Genomic DNA, 15,559 nt, shown 5'->3' on the forward strand with positions numbered 1-15,559 from the left:
TACTACTGAACTGCTATTTAGATCTTGCCGACCAGGTCCAGCGACGGGGTCAGGGTTTCAGCGCCTTCGGTCCACTTGGCCGGGCACACTTCGCCCGGGTGCGATGCGACGTACTGGGCAGCCTTGACCTTGCGCATCAGTTCCGATGCGTCGCGGCCGATGCCGTTGTCGTGCACTTCCATGATCTTGATCTGGCCTTCCGGATTGATCACGAAGGTGCCGCGCAGTGCCATGCCTTCTTCTTCGATCATGACTTCGAAGTTGCGCGACAGGGTGCCGGTCGGGTCGCCGATCAGCGGGTAGTTCACTTTCTTGATGGCGTCCGAGGTGTCGTGCCATGCCTTGTGGGCGAAGTGGCTGTCGGTCGACACGCCGTAGACGTTCACGCCCATTTTCGCGAATTCAGGCTGGAAAGCAGCCAGGTCTTCCAGTTCGGTCGGGCAGACGAAGGTGAAGTCGGCCGGGTAGAACATCAGAACCGACCAGGTGCCCTTGAAGTTCTCTTCCGTCAGATCGATGAACTTGCCGTTGGCGTATGCGGTTGCTTTGAACGGCTTGATCTGGGTGTTGATGAGGGACATGTAATCTCCTGTTTTCGGGGTGGTTAAAGATTTGATAGACGTCAGTGTACCGAGGCCAACGTCTTTTGTGAAATTGATTAAAACGATACAGTCGATTGATTTTGGCTATCGAACAAGTATTGCTTCCCCCTCTTGCGAAGGAAAACCGGGCCGGCGAGCCGGCGCGATCCGTGAAGTGTGGACGAAACGACAGCCGCATGCAAGCCACGAGGCAATCGTACGGGGGAAATTGATAGATTTCTTTGGCGCGCGGGACATGACCCAGCAGCTATTGTAGGGTGGTCGGCTTCGCCGACCGCGCGTTCAACTACACGGTGAATTGACGCGTATCGTCCGTTTTTACGCTGCCTGAACGCGCGGTCGGCAGAGCCGGCCACCCTACGAATTCAAGCGGTCGTGGCCGCGGGAACGGTCTGCTCGCAGGTCGGCAAGCTCAGGGTAAAGGTCGAACCCTCCCCCGGCTTGCTCGTCACGCGCAGCTCGCCGCCGTGGGAGACGGCCAGCTGGCGCGAGATGTACAGGCCCAGTCCGAGCCCTTTCGGCTCGCCATTGCGGGCGCCACGTTCGTAGGGCTCGAAGATGCGCTCCAGGTCTTGGGGCGCGATGCCCTTGCCTTCGTCGCGCACGTGGATGCGCACCATATTGTCGGCGTACTGCACGCTGACCTCGACCGGCTGGCCGCCGCCATAGCGCAGCGCATTGGTCAGCAGGTTGACCACCACCTGCTCGATGCGGAACTCGTCCCAGCAGCCCTGCACGGGCGGATGCTCCTGCAACGAGAGCTTGCAGCCGGTGGCGGTGGCCTGCAGCGACAGGTCGCTCACCACGCGCTCCAGCAGGGTCATGAGCTCGACCTGGGCCGGGCGGATCGAGAGCTGCCCGCTCCTCATGCGCGAGACGTCCAGCATGTCGTCGATCAGGCGGATCATGGCCTTGATCTGGCGCTCGTCGCGCTTGATCATGGCGTCGAACTGCTCCGGCTGGATCGATGCCAGGGTGCCGCGCTTGAGCTGCAGGCTGCGCATCTGCGTTTCCAGGAACAGGGTATTGAGCGGGGTGCGCAGCTCGTGGGCCACCAGCGACATGAACTCGTCGCGCATGCGCAGGGACCGCTGCAGCTCGCCCTGCGTCTGGTTCAGTTCGCGCAGCAGGGTTTCCTGCTCCTGGCGGCTGCGTTCCAGCGCGGCCATCTGGCGCTGCATCTGGCGGCGCTGCTGGTCGAGCGTGACGAAGACGTTGACCTTGCTGCGCACCGCGTCCGGATCCAGCGGCTTGTACAAGAAGTCGACGGCGCCGGTCTCGTAGCCCTTGAAGGCGTAATTCAGCTCGCGGCCGGCGGCCGAGACGAAGACGATCGGGATGTTGCGGGTGCGCTCGGTACCGCGCATCAGCTCCGCCAGCTCGAAGCCGTCCATGCCCGGCATCTGGACGTCGAGGATGGCCAGGGCGAACTCGTGTTCCAGCATCAGCGCCAGCGCTTCTTCCCCGCCGGAGGCCTGGAACACCAGGCGCTCTTCGCCGCGGATCAGGGCGTCGAGGGCGCGCAGGTTTTCCGGCAGGTCGTCGACGATGAGAAGTTTACTTGGATCTTGGACGCTCATGGTGTCTCCAACAGGGGAAGCAGTGCCCGGATACCGGACAGCGGCAGGACGAGGTGCGGGGCGCAGCGGCGGATCGCCTCGCCCGGCATGGCGCTGGCCTGGGCCTCGTCCGGGTCTTGCACGATCGTCAGCCCGCCGCGCTCGCGCACGCGGCACATGCCGTCGGCGCCGTCGTAATTGGCGCCGGTCAGCAGGATGGCCGCCATGGCCGGGCCGTAGGCGTCCGCGCTTGACTCCATCAATACATCGATGGCCGGACGCGCGAACTGCACCGGCGGCTCGCAGCTGAGCGAGAAGGTGCGGTCGCGCTCGACCGACAGATGATAGCCGGAACCGGCAAAATAGATCACGCCTGGCTCAATGGATTCCTTGTCGCGCGCCTCGCGCACCGGCAGCGCGGCGCGCAGCTCGAACAGCTCGGCCAGGCGGCTGTCGCGGTCGGGCGGCACGTGCAGGATGCACACGACGCTCGAACGGAAGGTGGACGGCAGCACCGGCAGCAGTCCAATCAGCGCGTCGACGCCGCCCGCCGAGCCGCCGATCACGACCAGCTCGATGCGGCGGCCGGCCAGCAATTCCCTTGCTTCTTCCGGCAGGACGGCGCTGGCGCTCATGCGGCGCCCTTGCGGAAGATGCGCTCGCGCCGCGCCAGCACGTCGAAGCGGTTGGCATAGCTGGAGAAATCGATGCTCTCCTTGCTGCCCAGGCCCAGGAAGCCGCGGTAGCACAGCGACTCGTGGAACAGGCCCAGCACGCGGTCCTGCAGCTTGCGGTTGAAATAGATCAGCACATTGCGGCAGCTCACGAAATGGGTCTCCGAGAACACGCTGTCGGTGGCCAGGCTGTGGTCGGCGAAGGTCACGTTCTCGACCAGGGTCCGGTCGAACAGCGCCCCGTCATAGGCTGCCGTGTAGTAGTCGGAAAAGGCGCGCTTGCCGCCCGCCTTCTGGTAGTTCTCGGTGTAGAGGCGCATGGCATCGAGCTTGAACACCCCGCGCCGCGCCGCCTCCAGCGATTCCGGATTGATGTCGGTGGCGTAGATGATGGCGCGCTCGAGCAGGCCCTCTTCCTGCAGCAGGATGGCGAGCGAATAGACTTCCTCGCCGGTGCTGCAGCCCGCCACCCAGATCTTCAGGGACGGGTAGGTTTTAAGAAAAGGCACCACCTGCTCGCGCACCGCCAGCCAGTATTCCGGGTCGCGGAACATCTCGGTGACGGGAATCGTCAGGTACTGCAGCAGCTGGGCGAAGCCATCCGGCTCGTGCATGACCTTGGCCTGCAGGCTCGACACGGTTTCGCACTCCATCTCGCGCATCGCGACCAGGATGCGGCGTTTCTGCGAGGCGCCCGTGTAGTCCCTGAAGTCGTAGTTGTACTTCAGGTAGACGGCTTCGACGAGCATTTTCAGCTCGATGTCGAAGTCGTCCGGCGGGTGGGTCAATGGTGGCAGGTTCAAATCCGCTCCAGGGTCGGCATCCACACCCGCAGCAGCGAGTACAGGCGCGAGAGGTCGATCGGCTTGGCCAGGTAATCATTGGCGCCGGCCGCCAGGCACTGCTCCTGGTCGTCCTTCATGGCCTTGGCCGTGATGGCGATCATCGGCAGGCGGTCGAAGCGGCCGTCGGCGCGGATGCGGCGCATCGCCTCCAGGCCATCCATGCCCGGCATCATCACGTCCATCAGCACCAGGTCGACATTCGGTACTTCGTCGAGCTTCGCGATTGCTTCGAAACCGTTCCTGCCCACTTCGACCCTGGCGCCGCGCGCTTCCAGGGCGCTGGTCAGGGCGAAGACGTTGCGCACGTCGTCGTCCACCAGCAGGATGGTACGCCCTTCGAACACGCGGTCGCGTCCGCGCACGGCCTTCAACATGGTCTGGCGCTCGGACGAGAGTTCGCTCTCGACCTTGTGCAGGAACAGCGTGACCTCGTCCAGCAGGCGCTCCGGCGAACGGGCGCCCTTGATGATGATCGAGCGTGAATACTTGAGCAGCTCGGCCTCTTCGTCGCGGGTCAGGTTGCGGCCCGTGTAGACGATCACCGGCGGGAACGAGCACAGCTCTTCCTGCGACATGCGCTCGAGCAGCTCGCCGCCCTGCATGTCGGGCAGTTTCAGGTCGATGATCATGCAGTCGAAGATCTCGGCATGCAGCAGCTCGAGCGCCTCGCCGCCCGTGCCGACCGCGCGGATCTCGACGTCGGCGTCCGTGATCAGCTGCACCACGCTCTCGCGCTGGCGCTCGTCGTCCTCGACCAGCAGCACGCGCTTGATCTTCTGGCTCGACTTTTCCTGCAGCTTGCGGAACACCTCTTCCAGCTGTTCGCGCGAGGTGGGTTTGAGGGCATAGCCGATCGCGCCCAGGTGCAGGGCCTCGCCGCCGTTCTCCATGCTCGAGACGATGTGCACCGGGATGTGGCGGGTGGCCGGGTTGTCCTTCAGCTGCTGCAGCACCGAGAGACCCGAGCTGTCCGGCAGGCGGATGTCGAGCAGCACCGCGTCCGGCTTCTGGCTGGCGGCCAGGGCCAGGCCCTCGCCGGCGCTCAGCGCCACCAGGCAGCGGTAATCCATCTCGTGGGCCAAATCGAAGAGGATGCGCGCGAATTCGGGTTCGTCCTCGATCACCAGCACGGTACGCGCGCCATCGGCGGACACATCGCGGTCATCCGGGAACACGGCCGGCGGCTCGACGTCGGCCGCTGCCGCTGCCGCAGCCGGCGCCGCGACGCCTGGCGCGGGCGCCGCGGGCAGCCCCTGCCATGCCGGCTGGGCTGCCGGCATGGCAGGGGCGGCGGGCGGCGTCGCCGCCACCGCGCCGTTGCGCGGCAGGCTGAGGGTGAACAGGCTGCCCTCGCCCGGCGTGCTGGCCACGCTCAGGGAGCCGCCCAGCAGGTTGGTCAGGTCGCGCGAGATCGACAGGCCCAGGCCCGTGCCGCCGAAGCGGCGGCTGGTGGTGCCGTCGGCCTGGTGGAAGGCGTCGAAGATCTTGTCCTGCTGCTCGGGAGCGATGCCGATGCCGGAGTCGCGCACGCCGAACTGCACCCAGCCTTCCGGCGTCAGCGACACCGTCATGCTGACCGCGCCCTTGTCGGTGAACTTCACCGCGTTCGACAGCAGGTTCTTGAGGATCTGTTCGACGCGCTGGCGGTCGGTGGTGATCGCCATCGGCACGTTCGGATCGACCGTCACGCTGAAGTCGAGCAGCTTCTGGCGCGCCAGCGGCTCGAAGGTGCGGGCCATGCCCTCCACCATGCGGCGCAGCGGCACCTCTTCCGGCACCAGCTCGAGCTTGCCCGCCTCGACCTTCGAGATGTCGAGGATGTCGTTGATGAGGTGCAGCAGGTCGTTGCCGGCCGAGTAGATGGTCTGGGCGAAGCGCACCTGTTCTTCGTTCAGGTTGCCATTGGCGTTGTCAGCCAGCAGCTTGGCCAGGATCAGCGAGCTGTTGAGCGGCGTGCGCAGCTCGTGCGACATATTGGCCAGGAACTCGGACTTGTAGCGGCTGGCGCGCTCCAGCTCCAGCGCGCGCTGGCGCAGCTGTTCCTGGGCGTTGGTCAGGGCCGCATTCTTCATGTCGAGGTTGAGCGCCTGCTCGGCCAGCTGGTCATTGGTGGCGCGCAGCTCGGACTGCTGGTTCTCCAGCGCCGACTGCGACTCTTCCAGCGCGCGCGACTGCTCTTCGAGTTCCTCGTTGGCGGTGCGCAGCTCTTCCTGCTGCACCTGCAGTTCCTCGTTCAGCGTCTGCGTCTCTTCCAGCGCATGCTGCAGGCGCAGGCGGTACAGCACCGCGGCCATCGAGGCGCCCACTGCCGGCGCGATCAGGTCCATGAATTCGCGGTCACGATCCGTGACCGGATGCAGGAAGCCGATCTCGATCACGCCCTTGATCTTGCCATGGTTGTGCACCGGCGCGATCAGGAGCTCGCGCGGCGCGGTCTCGCCCAGGCTCGAGCTCACCTTGATGTAGCCGGGCGGCAGGTCGTGCAGCACCAGCAGGCGGTTTTCGCGCACCGCGCGGGTTGCCAGCGAATCGCCCGGCTGGATCACCTGCTTGTCGTCGCTGCTGTCGTAGGCGAAGCCGTAGGCGCCGATGCGGCGCAGCACGCCGTCTTCGCCGTTCACGTACATGGCGGCCACCACGCCGTCGAGGTAGCGCGTCACGTGGCCCAGCACCGCATCGGCCAGCGGCTCGAGCGAATGGATGCCGGCGCTCGCGACCGCCAGTTCGGCCTGGCCGGAGCGCAGCCAGTCCTGGTGGCGCAGCTGGGCGTTGTGCTCGGCCTCGTGCTCGAGCGTCTCCTGGTAGGAAGTCGAGAGCGAGATCAGCTGGCGGCGGCCGAACAGGGCCAGGCCGATGCCGACCGCGAGGCTGAGAAGCAGGAAGCTGACCACCGACCAGGTGGTGACGCGGCGCGCCTGTTCGTTACGCTCCTGCAGGATGCGGCGCTCGGCGTCCAGGAACAGTTCGAAGTTGCGGCGGATCTCGTCGGTCAGGCTCTTGCCGCCGCCGGAACGCACCGGCCCGACGAAATCGCCGTCGGCGCGGCGCAGGGCGATCATGCTGCCGGCGAACTGCTCCCACTGGGTCTCGGCCGACTGGATGCGCCGCACGCGCTCGACCTGCACCGGATTGTCCTCGACCATGGAGGCGAGGTTGCGCAAGCCATCCTCCATCCGTTGGCGGGCCAGATTGTACGGCGTCAGGAAGGCCTCGTCGTCGGCGATCAGGTAGCCGCGCATGCCGGTTTCCATCTCGGCGGACAGCTTGCTGACCTCCTGGGCATTGCCGATGACCCGCTCGGAGTGCTCGACCCAGTTCAGGACATTGATCAGGTAGGCGATCAGGCCGACGAAGACGATCGCCGTCACCACGCTCATGCCCAGAGGCAGGGCGACGTTGCGGGTCAGGATGCGGCGAAACTGTGAATTATCGATGGTGGGGCCGGCCATGCGTGACGAAAAGTTAGGAAAAAAATATCCTAAGTGTAACGCATCAGCCTGCTTTCACCCCACACGATTGAATGTCTGTTTCTACACAATCATTGTAAGCACAGAAATTTAATTGAGACAAATGTAATACTGGTTCAGGGCAGGTGCGCGGCCAGGTAAGGCGCCGTCCGGCTGGCCTTGCAACGGGCAACTTCCGCCGGCGGCCCCGCGCAAATCAGCTTCCCGCCCTCGTCCCCGGCGCCCGGTCCGACGTCGATCACCCAGTCGCAGCCGGCCACGACCCGCATCGTGTGCTCGACCACGATCACCGTATTGCCGGCGTCGACCAGGCGGTTCAGCTGCAGCATCAGGCGGTCGGCATCTACCGGGTGCAGGCCGGTGGTCGGCTCGTCCAATACATAGAGCGTGTTGCCGCGTCCGGCGCGTTGCAGTTCGGACGCCAGCTTGATGCGCTGGGCCTCGCCGCCCGAGAGTTCCGTGGCCGGCTGGCCCAGGCGCAGGTAGTCCAGGCCCACCTCCGCCAGCACCTCGAGCGAACGCTCGACCAGGGGCTCGCCCTCGAAGAAGCGGATTGCCTCGCCCACCGTCATGCCGAGCACCTCGGCGATGTTCTTGCCGCGGTAGCGCACTTCCAGCGTCTTGGCGTTGTAGCGCGCGCCCTCGCAGGTCGGGCATGGCGCGTACACGCTGGGCAGGAACAGCAGCTCGACCATCACGAAGCCTTCCCCCGCGCAGTGCTCGCAGCGGCCCTTGGCCACATTGAAGGAGAAGCGGCCGGCGTCATAGCGGCGCTTTTTCGCATCCGGCGTGGCCGCGAACAGCTTGCGTACCTGGTCGAACAGGCCCGTATAGGTGGCCAGGTTCGAACGCGGGGTGCGGCCGATCGGCTTCTGGTCGACCCGCACCATGCGCCGCACTCCTTCCATCCCGGCCACGATCCTGCCTTCGAGCGGCAGGGCCGCTTCCTGTTCCAGGCCCGGCTCTTCCGTCTCGGCTGCCTCGGCTTCCGGCGCCGCCTGGCCGAGCGCCGCCCCGACCAGTTCGACCAGCACCTGGCTGACCAGGCTCGATTTGCCGGAACCGGATACGCCGGTCACCGCGCTCAATACGCCGAGCGGGAAGGCGGCGTCGATGCCGTCGAGGTTGTTGCGGCGCACGCCCTCCAGGCGCAGCCAGCCGGTGGGCTCGCGCGGCGTGCGCCGGGCCAGGGGCGCCTCGTTGAACAGGTAGCGCCGCGTCTGCGAGGCCTCGACCTTCTTCAGGCCATCGGGCACGCCGCTGTACAGCACCTGCCCGCCCTGCTCGCCCGCGCGCGGGCCGACGTCGACGATCCAGTCCGCGCGCCGGATCACGTCCAGTGCGTGCTCGACCACGAACAGGGAATTGCCGGCGCTCTTCAGCTGGGCCAGCGCGCCAAGGAGGGCCTCGGTATCGGCCGGGTGCAGTCCGGCCGAGGGTTCGTCGAGCACGTAGACCACGCCGAACAGGTTGGAGCGCACCTGGGTCGCCAGGCGCAGGCGCTGCAGCTCGCCCGGCGACAGGGTCGGCGTGCTGCGCTCCAGCGCCAGGTAGCCGAGGCCCAGGTCGAGCAGCACGCTCAGGCGCGCGCACAGGTCCTGGGCGATGCGCTGGGTGACGATCATCTGTTCCGGATGTTCCTTCGCGCGCGCCTTGTCGACCCTGGCCTCGCCGGCCGCATAGGGTTTCAACAGGTCGGCCAGGCGCGCCAGCGGCATGCGCGACAGTTCCATGATGTCGATGCCGGCGAAGGTGACGGACAAGGCCTCCTGGCGCAGGCGCTTGCCGCGGCACAGCGGGCATTCGGTGCTGACCATGTAGCGCGCCACGCGCTTCTTCATCGAGGCGCTTTCCGTGTTCGCGAAGGTCTGCAGCACATAGCGGCGCGCGCCGGTGAAGGTGCCCTGGTAGCTCGGCGTTTCCTTGCGCCTGAGCGCCGCCTTCGTTTCCTTCGGGCTCAAGCCCGCGTAGACCGGCACGGTCGGGGTCTCGTCGGTGAACAGGATCCAGTCGCGGTCCTTCTTCGGAAGGTCGCGCCACGGGGTGTCGACGTCATAACCCATGGTGACCAGGATGTCGCGCAAATTCTGGCCGTGCCAGGCCGGCGGCCAGGCCGCCACCGCCCGCTCGCGGATGGTGAGCGAATCGTCGGGCACCATCGACTGCTCCGTCACCTCGTAGACCCGGCCCAGGCCCGAGCATTGCGGGCAGGCGCCTTCCGGCGTGTTCGGCGAGAACGATTCGGCGTAGAGCAGCTCCTGGCCGGGCGGATAGTCGCCGGCGCGCGAGTACAGCATGCGCAGGGAATTCGACAAGGTGGACACGCTGCCCACCGAGGAACGCGCCGTCGGCGAGCCGCGCTGCTGCTGCAGGGCCACGGCGGGCGGCAGGCCGTCGACCTCGTCGACTTCCGGCACCGGCATCTGGTGGAACAGGCGGCGCGCATAGGGCGAGACCGATTCCAGGTAGCGTCGCTGGGCTTCCGCATACAGGGTGCCGAAGGCCAGCGAGGATTTTCCCGAGCCGGACACCCCGGTGAACACGACCAGGGCGCCGCGCGGAATGTCGACGTCGACGTCCTTGAGGTTGTGTTCGCGGGCGCCGCGCACCCGCACGTAGCCCGACAGGTCGGCCCGCTGGCCTGCCCCCTCCATCTGTTTCTTGCGCATGCTGCCCCCGGCATCCTGGACTCGATGCCGTATTTCACCTCATCTGCGGGAAATTTACCGTGCGCTCACCCACAGTCGCGAGCGCCGGGCCGCCAGCAGGGCCAGGCCGCCTGCGAACATCATCCAATGGGCGGGCTCCGGCACCGGGTTGACCTCCCAGCGCGCATAGGCGGGCTCATCGGCCACCAGCAGGGTCGAGCCCGAAATCGTTCCACCGGGGCACGTGGCACAAGGAAGGGTGCCGCTCAGCGACAGGTAGAGCGGAGGGAGCCAGGAACCCATCTCGTCGCGCCGGTTGCGCACGTCATAAAAGTCGATGGCCTCGCGGTAGTCGTCCGCCACCACGAACTGCTCGGAGCCACTTTCCGGTTCGATCACCGCACGCGCGTATACCTCCAGGCCGGTGGTGGTATCCACGCCGCCTGCGAAGACGAATGCGCTGTTGAATTCCCGGTTCAGGCCGGCCTCGACATCGCCGTCGAAGCCCCAGTAAAAGGTTTGGCTGTGCAGGTTCAGGACACCGAAGACATGGCCGACGCTATCGCCACCGGGACGGAACCAGGCATAGCCGGGAGAGACGGTCCCGAGCAGGCCGGCGGTGTCGATCGTGATCGATGACGAAAAGCCCAGTCCTTCATGGGACATTCCCGCCGGGCCGAACAGGCCGAGACCGTCGTCGACGACCATCAGTTGGCCCCAGCTCGAGAAGGTGATGGATTCCTGGGCGGCGGCAGGCACGGCGCACAGGCTCGCGGCGATAGTCAGTGAAGCCAGGCAAGCTTTCATGGGCCCCTCCCCTTCGATCACAACAAGCTAGCACCAGGCGCTCCTACACGGCGCACACCTGCCGGACGCGTCGCTTTTTCGTCACGCGGCAAGTTGCGTCAACTGCGAGAACAAAGGCCCCAGCTCGGCCGGCGCCGTCATCGCCGCCACCCTGCGGCAATCTTCAAGCATGGCGGCGTCGCCCATCAGGCGCCCCAGCTGCCGGCGCAGCCGCCCGGCGGTCAGGCCGGATGCATGCAGGCTGTCGCCGACGCCGAGCGCCCTCACCCGCGCCGCGTTGTCGAACTGGTCGTGCGCCAGCGGCACGACGAGCTGGCGCGTCCCTGCGCGCAGGGCTTCGGCCGTGGTGCCGATGCCGCCGTGGTGCACCAGGGCGGCGACGTGCGGCAGCAGCGCGCGCAGCGGCACATAGTCCTGCCACAGCGCGGGCGTCGGCAAGTGGCCGGGGAGCTGCTCGCGGTGCGGCGTGAGCAGGATGGCGCGCAGGCCGAGCCGCGCCGATGCGTCGAGCGCGCAGCGGAAGTAGTACGTCGCCTGCCGGTTGCCGGTGCCCGGCGTGAACACCACCGGCGGCGCGCCCGCTTCCAGGAAACGCGCCACCTCCGGGGACAGCCCGGCATCCGGCGACGGGTCGTAGAGCGGAAAGCCGATGCGCGCCAGGGGCTGTGGCCAGTCCGGCTGGGTGGGCGCGAACCAGTCGGGGAACAGGGTGATCGAGAGGTCCGGCACCGCCATGATGTGGTCGACCAGGCTGGAGACCGGCGCCAGGCCGTGGGCCGCGCGCGCGGTGTTCACGTCCGGCAGCGCCACCGGGTCGATCAGGACGGCCGTCAAGCGCCGCAGCAGCCAGCGCCGCGCACTCAGCGGCACCCAGCGCGGCACCGGGTAGGGCCCGAGCAGCAGCGGATCGTGCACGGTGGGCAGGTTCGACGGCGCCAGGTAGGCCGCGGCCACCTTCAGGCCCGGCCGGCGCGCGCGGCACAGGTCCGCTTCGGGCAGGGCCAGGGGATGGGCCAGCAGCACCAGGCGCTCGGCCGGCGGCAGCGAGGCGACGAAGGCCGGGATCTGCGCCATCGCCGGCCGCGTGGCGCGCCATACTACGGCCAGGCCGCGCGTCGGGTGCCACAGGTCCGGATGGTCGAGCACCGCTTCGTCGGCCGGCAGGCCCTGGAAGGCCAGGCCGGTCGGCGCGACGAAGGGCCGGTGCTGCTCGGGGCCGAGCATGGTGACCCGGTGCCCCGCGCCCTTGAGCGCCAGCGCCACCCGCATGAAGGGGAACAGGTCGCCGGCCGAGCCGATGGTGACGACGAGGAAGTGCGGCACGCTTCTAGTGCTCAAGAGCTAGAAGGTCAGCCTGCCCTCGATCGAATCGTCGAGGGTCTTGCCGATCACGGCGCCGACCACCACCTTGGCGCCCGCCACCGCGTCCCCATGCTTGTTGTCCCAGTAGTAGCCGCGGCGCGGGGTGACGCGGATCGCCGTGATGCGCGGGTCGTCCTCGCCTTCGGTGAACCAGGTCTTCAGCATGAAGTTCCACAGGTCCTTGATGCGCTGGCGGTCTTGCACGATCTCGGCGTGGCCCTCGACTTCGAGGAAGCCCGCGTGGGCGTTCTTCTGGAAGTAGAGTTTGACGGCCGGATTGGCCTCGATCTCGGCGTTCTTGTGGCTGTCGCTGGCGCTCAGGAACCACAGATGCCCACGCTCGTCCGCCTCGCGCACGCTCATCGGGCGCACGCCGCGGTTGTCGCTCAGGCCACCCTGGGTGACGAAAAAGCAGGAGTCGGCATCCTGCGCCATGTCGCGCAGGCGTTCTGCGGCATCAGGGCCGCTCAGGTCGCGCCGGTTGGCTTCGGGCTGGTTACGGTTGATCGAATCCATGGTGGCTCCGGTTGGCAATGATTGCCGACTCTAGCTGCGATCCGGCAGCCGGTCTGTGGGCGTGCGTACGCTGCCCGTCCACAGATGCGGGTCAATCGCGCGGCAGCTCGTCCTCAAGCGCTGTGGCCTGGGCCAGCCAGCGCGCCACCGTCTGCAACTCCTCCTTCGTGAAGCCGGCCGCCAGGCGGCTGTTCAGGTCCGCCAGCGCGCTGCGCGACAGCTCGGCCGCGCCGAGGCCGGTCGGGGTCATCCGCAGCCGGGTCAGGCGCGCATCGCTTGCGTCGGCGACACGCTCGACCAGGCCGGCAGCCTGCATGCGCTTGGAGAGATTGGTCACGGCGGCAGGCGCCACGCCGAGGTCCTGGGCGATCTCGCCGATGGCCGCGTCGCCACGCGACCTCAGGACGAACAGCAGGCCGACCTGGGCCGCGCTGATGCCTTCCCAGGCTTCCGGACGCCCCTCGATCCAGCGCTGGGTGGCGCGCTGGGCGCGGTTCAGCAGCTGGACGAAACGGTGCTTAACCGGCGGCATGTGCCGGCTCCTCTACCCTGGCCAGCAGCCAGTCACCGACCGACTTCCACAGCACCGCCTCGCAGCGGCGGCGGAAGAATCCCATATGCCCGACCGCCGGTACCCCGGCCTCGCGGGGATGGATGTTGCGGCGCTCGATGCTTGCATTCGGCAGGTGCGACAGCAGGATGTCGACGGCCTGGCGGTTGGCCCAGGGGTCGTCTTCGAAACCCAGGACCAGTAGCGGAATGTCGACCCTCGCCATGCGCCGCGCCGCATCGACTGCCGGGTCGTCGAAGAAGTAGCGCGGCATCGCCGTCCATCCCGCCCATTGCAGCATCACGCCGCGCGGCAGGTCTTCGCCGAGACCGATGCGGCGGCCCGGCATGTAGCCGAACAGTGCGCACAGGACCGGCGCCAGCACGCGCAGCACGAAGCGCACCCGCAGCCGCTCGCCGAAGCCGCGCACCAGGGCGCTGACGCCCGCGTGCGAGGCCACCAGCACGGCCGCACGCAGGCGCGCCGTCTCGCTCGACAGGCCGATCGCATGGCCGCCCACGCTGTGGCCGACCGCCAGCAGCTGCAGGTTCGGAAAGCAGGCCGCGGCCCAGCGCGTGACGGCGCCGACGTCCTCGTCGACCCATTCGCGCATGGTGGCGTGATAGCCGCGCAGGCTGCGCGGGCGCGAGCGGCCGGTGCCCCGGTAGTCGTAGGTGAGGACGTTGAAGCCCCGCCCCGCCAGGTAGCCGGCGAAGGCCGCGTAATAGGCCTGGGTCACGGCCGTGGCGGGATGCAGGATGACGGTGGCGCGGGCATCGGGCACCGTCCAGCAGCTGGCGCCGAGCGGCGTGCCGTCGGGGGCGCAGATCGAGAGGGTTTCGGGTTCCATGGCGCGGATTTAGTTAACGTGTTAACGACTTTAGCGCAACGGAGCCGGCCGCGCAAGCGGCCGGCGCAAGCGGTTCAGGGAATCAGGCGGGCGGCGCGCAGCTGGGCGAACAGGTCGAAGAAGGATTCGTCGGTGGCCTGGTAAGCGCTGAAGCCGAGCTTGCGGCTCTTCGCCATGTCGGTCATCACCTCGATCGGCCGGCCGAGGTCGAGGTCGGTGTGCCAGGGCGACGCCAGGCGATCCAGGTCGGGTTCAAGCAGGCCATGGCGCGCCGCGATGTCGCGCCACAGGGCGTGGTCGTTCGCCATCGCCGCTTCCAAAGGCTGGACCGTGCCGCTGAAACCCGCGGCCTGCACGCCGAACCAGTCCGCGATGCGGCCCCACAGCCAGCTCCAGCGGAACAGGTCGCCGTTGACGATGTTGAATGCCTCGTTGCGGGCGGCATCGGTATCGGCCGCCCAGACCAGCTGCCTGGCGAGCATGCGTGCGTCCGTCACGTCGGACAGGCCGTTCCACTGCGCGCCTGAACCGGGAAACTGGAAGGGCCGCCCGGTTTCCTTGCAGATGGTGGCATACACGGCCAAGGTCGTGCCGAGATTCATCGCATTGCCGACCGCCATGCCGATGACGGTATGGGGACGGTGCACGGTCCAGCTGAAGCGGTCGCGTGCGGCGGCCGCATAGACCTCGTCTTCCTGGGCGTAATAGAAATTCTCGATGGGAAGGCGCGGCTGGCTTTCGCGCAGCGGCGTGTCCGGCAGGGTGCCGGAGGCGGCGTAGGCTTCGAAAGGACCGAGGTAGTGCTTCAGCCCCGTGACCAGGGCGACGTGGCGCACCGTGCCCTTGCCGGACAAGGCGTCCAGCAGGTTGCGCACCATGGCTGCGTTGACGCGGATGTTTTCCGCTTCCGTGTCCTGGCGCATCCAGGTGGTAATGAAAACGTGGGTTGGCGCCACATCGGCCAGCGCAGTGGCGAGGCCGCCCGGATCGAGCAGGTCGGCCGCGACCGGCTGCAGTCCCGGCATGCCGGTATCCGGCCGGCGCGCCAGCCCGTAGACCGTCCACCCTTGCTCGAGCAGCGCCCGGGCCGTGTAGCTGCCGCCGATCCCGCTTGCTCCCACCACCAGTGCCGTTCGCTTCATCGCCGCCGCCTCCATTCAGGAGGAAGACCATAGCACGGGCGCGAGAAGCACCGCGCTTCAAAGGGAACTACAGGAAGCGGTCGAGGATCTTGCGGCTGTGCTTATCGATCCGGAACATGTCGCGCACCAGGAAGTTGATGCCGTGGTTGTCCGCGATCAGCAGCGACGTCTCGCCGACGCGGCGGATGTCCTCGTCCACCTTCAGCACGAACTCGGTATCGCCGCGGTCGGTGGTCACATACCAGGTGCAGGGCGTGGCGAAGCTCGACACGTCCTTGATCGTGAGGATCTCGGGGATGAATTCGCGGCCTTCGATCTCTTCCTGCACCAGGGCGCGGATCTGCTCCGGCAGGTCTTCCAGGTCGTCGATCCAGGCCGCTTCCTTGCCGCCGTCGCGCACCAGCGAGATGCCGCGGGTAGGCGCCTGGATCGGGAAGGCGCGCACCGGGATGACACCGACGTGTTCTTCACCTTCTGCGGTGGTGAGAACGAGTTTGCCGAATGGGTCGCGGCGCAGCTGAAAATTCACGGTCATGC

Annotated in this window: 13 protein-coding genes; all 13 read right to left on the reverse strand. The window is 67.3% G+C overall.

Annotated elements, in window-relative coordinates; all coding sequences use genetic code 11:
- Positions 1-17 precede the first annotated feature (17 nt).
- A complete protein-coding gene (ahpC, locus tag NX780_RS00810) occupies positions 18-581 on the reverse strand; it encodes an alkyl hydroperoxide reductase subunit C (RefSeq protein ID WP_258825967.1) in 564 nt (187 codons plus the stop codon).
- A 386-nt stretch (positions 582-967) separates the two neighbouring features.
- Positions 968-2,182, reverse strand: coding sequence for a hybrid sensor histidine kinase/response regulator (locus NX780_RS00815; RefSeq protein WP_258825968.1), 1,215 nt, complete (start codon positions 2,180-2,182; stop codon positions 968-970).
- Positions 2,179-2,796, reverse strand: a complete 618-nt coding sequence (locus tag NX780_RS00820; RefSeq protein ID WP_258825969.1) for a chemotaxis protein CheB — start codon at positions 2,794-2,796, stop codon at positions 2,179-2,181. Before NX780_RS00820 ends, NX780_RS00815 begins: the two co-directional genes overlap by 4 nt.
- On the reverse strand, positions 2,793-3,584 hold the full coding sequence (locus NX780_RS00825; protein ID WP_258826383.1) for a CheR family methyltransferase: 792 nt from the start codon (positions 3,582-3,584) through the stop codon (positions 2,793-2,795). The genes NX780_RS00820 and NX780_RS00825 overlap by 4 nt, the downstream gene beginning before the upstream one ends.
- Before the next feature lie 50 nt (positions 3,585-3,634).
- Positions 3,635-7,129 carry a response regulator gene (locus tag NX780_RS00830; protein WP_258825970.1) on the reverse strand — a complete coding sequence of 1,165 codons (3,495 nt, stop codon included), beginning with the start codon at positions 7,127-7,129 and terminating at the stop codon, positions 3,635-3,637.
- Positions 7,130-7,263: 134 nt separating this feature from the next.
- Entirely contained in the window at positions 7,264-9,816 is a 2,553-nt protein-coding gene (gene uvrA, locus NX780_RS00835; RefSeq protein WP_258825971.1) for an excinuclease ABC subunit UvrA, read from the reverse strand.
- Between the two features lie 54 nt (positions 9,817-9,870).
- On the reverse strand, positions 9,871-10,602 hold the full coding sequence (locus NX780_RS00840) for a PEP-CTERM sorting domain-containing protein (RefSeq protein ID WP_258825972.1): 732 nt from the start codon (positions 10,600-10,602) through the stop codon (positions 9,871-9,873).
- An 81-nt stretch (positions 10,603-10,683) separates the two neighbouring features.
- Complete coding sequence (locus tag NX780_RS00845; RefSeq protein WP_258825973.1) at positions 10,684-11,925, reverse strand: glycosyltransferase; 1,242 nt, start codon at positions 11,923-11,925, stop codon at positions 10,684-10,686.
- An 18-nt stretch (positions 11,926-11,943) separates the two neighbouring features.
- A complete protein-coding gene (locus tag NX780_RS00850; RefSeq protein ID WP_258825974.1) occupies positions 11,944-12,480 on the reverse strand; it encodes a pyridoxamine 5'-phosphate oxidase family protein in 537 nt (178 codons plus the stop codon).
- Positions 12,481-12,571: 91 nt separating this feature from the next.
- Positions 12,572-13,012: a MarR family winged helix-turn-helix transcriptional regulator gene (locus tag NX780_RS00855; RefSeq protein WP_258825975.1), complete on the reverse strand. Its 441-nt coding sequence runs from the start codon at positions 13,010-13,012 to the stop codon at positions 12,572-12,574.
- Complete coding sequence (locus NX780_RS00860; RefSeq protein ID WP_258825976.1) at positions 12,999-13,880, reverse strand: alpha/beta hydrolase family protein; 882 nt, start codon at positions 13,878-13,880, stop codon at positions 12,999-13,001. Before NX780_RS00860 ends, NX780_RS00855 begins: the two co-directional genes overlap by 14 nt.
- 74 nt (positions 13,881-13,954) lie before the next feature.
- A complete protein-coding gene (locus NX780_RS00865; protein ID WP_258825977.1) occupies positions 13,955-15,022 on the reverse strand; it encodes an SDR family oxidoreductase in 1,068 nt (355 codons plus the stop codon).
- A 67-nt stretch (positions 15,023-15,089) separates the two neighbouring features.
- A complete protein-coding gene (locus NX780_RS00870) occupies positions 15,090-15,557 on the reverse strand; it encodes a cyanophycin metabolism-associated DUF1854 family protein (RefSeq protein WP_258825978.1) in 468 nt (155 codons plus the stop codon).
- Between the last annotated feature and the right edge of the window lie 2 nt (positions 15,558-15,559).

The organism is Massilia agri (assembly GCF_024753255.1).
In the GTDB taxonomy this organism is placed as follows: Bacteria; Pseudomonadota; Gammaproteobacteria; order Burkholderiales; family Burkholderiaceae_D; genus Telluria; species Telluria agri.